The 2,760-nt window shown below is 45.1% G+C and carries 3 protein-coding genes; all 3 read left to right on the top strand.

From position 1 onward, the window contains the following. Positions 1-1,454 (top strand): hypothetical protein (locus VIN08_RS01750; RefSeq protein WP_331959297.1); only part of this gene is annotated, 1,454 nt, incomplete at its 5' end. 116 nt (positions 1,455-1,570) lie between these two features. Further along, a complete protein-coding gene (locus tag VIN08_RS01745) occupies positions 1,571-1,822 on the top strand; it encodes a hypothetical protein (protein ID WP_331959294.1) in 252 nt (83 codons plus the stop codon). Further along, positions 1,806-2,760 (top strand): DUF692 family multinuclear iron-containing protein (locus VIN08_RS01740; protein WP_331959291.1); only part of this gene is annotated, 955 nt, incomplete at its 3' end. The genes VIN08_RS01745 and VIN08_RS01740, both read left to right, overlap by 17 nt.

The raw sequence follows: 2,760 nt of genomic DNA, 5'->3' as shown, positions 1-2,760 counted from the left end.
AGAATGAAGTAGTAAACTACTTTGGATGGGAATATTGTATAGCCTCTAAATGGTGGTGCCAGATATTGCGCCTGCTTGACCTGTGGGTGATCTGCGGAAGAGTTGTCGATTGTGAAACAGGTAAAGCAGTAGAAGGTGTACGTGTATTCGCATTTGATGTTGATCTGCTTCAGGATGATGCGTTAGGTTCTGCCTATACGCATGTCAACGGGCATTTTAAAATATTCTATACATCTGCTGATTTCTCCAAGACTATATTTTCATGGCTTAATGTAGAATGGCCCGCTGGTCCGGATATATACTTCCGGATAGAAACACCTTCCGGATTTATACTCCTGGACGAAAATCGTAACACGGGTCATCGATCTGACAGAACCAATGCTCACAATTGCTTTTGTGTAAAGTTATGCGTGAAGTCTGTACCGATTGACGTTCCTTGGTTTACACACATTGGTAACTATAACATCACTTCAGACATTGATAGTACAGGATTAACAACGCATGATCGTTCTTTCGCAGGAGACACTGGCTTTGGTTTCTTTGGCGCGGTAAAATTGATAGGCTATGCTACTAAAAAAGTTCCTACTGCTCCCGCCATGCCCCTACACTATCGCTTTATGTATTCAGTGGATGGCTCATCCTGGACTCCTGTTACTGAAGGCAATCTATACCTTAGAATAAAAGTTGGTGTACGACAAATTATCTGGGGAGGTACAACTGCTTTTCAAGATATAGTGATCGATAAAAATCAACCTGCTTCTGTAGCCGACAGCATTCCTGTTGACAATGCTCCTAATCCTATTCCTGATCATGTACTTCGATTGGATGCCAACGGCTGGGTTCGGGTTGATCAGGTTGGCTTAGATAATGGATTTTACGGATCACTTTTATGGGTCGATACAAGAACCATTGTTTCCGGTGGTAATGCAGAGGCACCTGCAGATTCCGCTGGAAATATACCTGCATCTCCCAAGAATGGTAAGAAGGTATCTTTCGCTTTTCAAACAACAGACGATCCCTCCAATCCTGCATCACCGAATTTCAGAGAGCAATCCATTCAGGGGCTCATTCATGTGAACAACTGGGACGTACATCGCAAGCTGATACTGGATGAATTAACAACTGGTGGAGGAAGCGGATGTAATCCTATAACAACACATGCTCACGTACACTATACAACCGATCACGAATTAATGGCTTCATGGGGACTCGGAGTTTCGTCAGCTGCTATACCTTCCGGTATAACCATTGTCGGAGCATCAGGCCCGATATCAGCACTTCCAAGGGGTAAAGCTGACAATATAGATTTTGCAAATCCGGGAGCAGTCGTTCCTGCGTTCAATACCTGGCCATCTTGTGCATACAGATTAGCGCTATCTACCAGACGCAAGCTTACCGATGGCGAGTACAACGACCCGGGTAATGATTACCCTGTTATACTCTTTTGCCGATAGTAAATATACTTCGTCAGGTAAATATACTATAGGAGCACCGCTGAAAATCCTTTAACAGAGTAAGCCCCGGATGCCGAAAAGGGTATAGAGTAGGCAATTCAAAAAAACCGTTTTGTATGAAAAGATTTAAGAGTATTCAACCTGCTATAGCCCATCCGGTTGTGCGGGTAAGTGTTCCGGCTTCGGTGGCTTACGACTTCGAGTCGCTTACGAAGGTTACCCAAAAAATTCTCGGACAGTTGGGTTGTGGCGGATGTCACTCCGGTCGCTGGATTCAATATGAAATCGAAGATCGTTTTGTAGTGAACGAAAATCTTGAAGTGAATCCCATCTTCAACGGCATCAGAATCAATGAACAGGTATATTAACACTGGTGGCGTTGGACTGATTCATTTCGCAGGTCTTGAGCCTGTAGTAGAATCACTTTCCAGGTATATTGACGTGATTGAGGTTGAGCCTCAAACATCATGGTTCAAGGAATCCCTGGAGAGTGATTCCTTTACCATCGACCCGCAGGTAACTTCCTTCCTGCAGTCGTGCCCGCAGCCGAAAATATTTCACGGTGTTGGTTTTCCTATAGGAGGAACTATACTTCCGCAGGCTGCACATTTTAATACTTTACAGGAGCATGCACAGTTGCTGAACCCGCTATATATCAGCGAGCACCTGAGCTTTAATAAATATACTGATCATGCAGGAGATGTTCATCAGGCTAACTTCCTGTTGCCTCCGCTGCAGAACGAACACGGTATAGCTACGGCTGTACAAAACATTGCGCACTATAAAAAGCATTTTGCTATACCTTTCGCTTTTGAAACCGGCACCAACTACCTGCAGCCACAACGTGATGAAATGCCGGATGGCGAATTTGTAGCCCGCATCGCAGAAGCCAGCGACTCCCATATTTTGCTGGATCTGCACAACCTGCTGGCCAATGAAAAGAACGGGCGGCAGAAAGTAAGAGACTTCATCAGCCAACTGCCCTTAGAGCGTGTCGCTGAAATACACCTGGCAGGTGGCATGTACTATAAAGATTATTACCTCGATGCACACTCCGAAGTAAGCTCAACAGAACTACTCGAACTGGCGCGCGAGATTGTGCGCAAGCTTCCTGCCCTGCGTAACATCATCTTCGAAATGTTACCGGAATACTATAACCGCACCATTGATATAGCGGCTATTGAAAAACAATTTATCGCCATGCATCGCTTATGGGATGAGCGGGGCGCTGCTGCGCAAACAACTAAATATACTACAGCCTCCACTCCCTGCGACAATAGCGTAACGTCTGAAACATGGGAATATA

This window comes from Ohtaekwangia sp. (assembly GCF_036568665.1).
In the GTDB taxonomy this organism is placed as follows: Bacteria; Bacteroidota; Bacteroidia; order Cytophagales; family Cyclobacteriaceae; genus Ohtaekwangia.
Note: the sequence above shows the minus strand (reverse complement) of the source record. Positions and strands in the feature narration are given on the sequence as shown.

Coding starts and splice junctions, on each gene's coding strand:
- VIN08_RS01745 (WP_331959294.1), top strand. CDS start 1,571: ATGAAAAGATTTAAGAGTATTCAACCTGCTATAGCCCATCCGGTTGTG.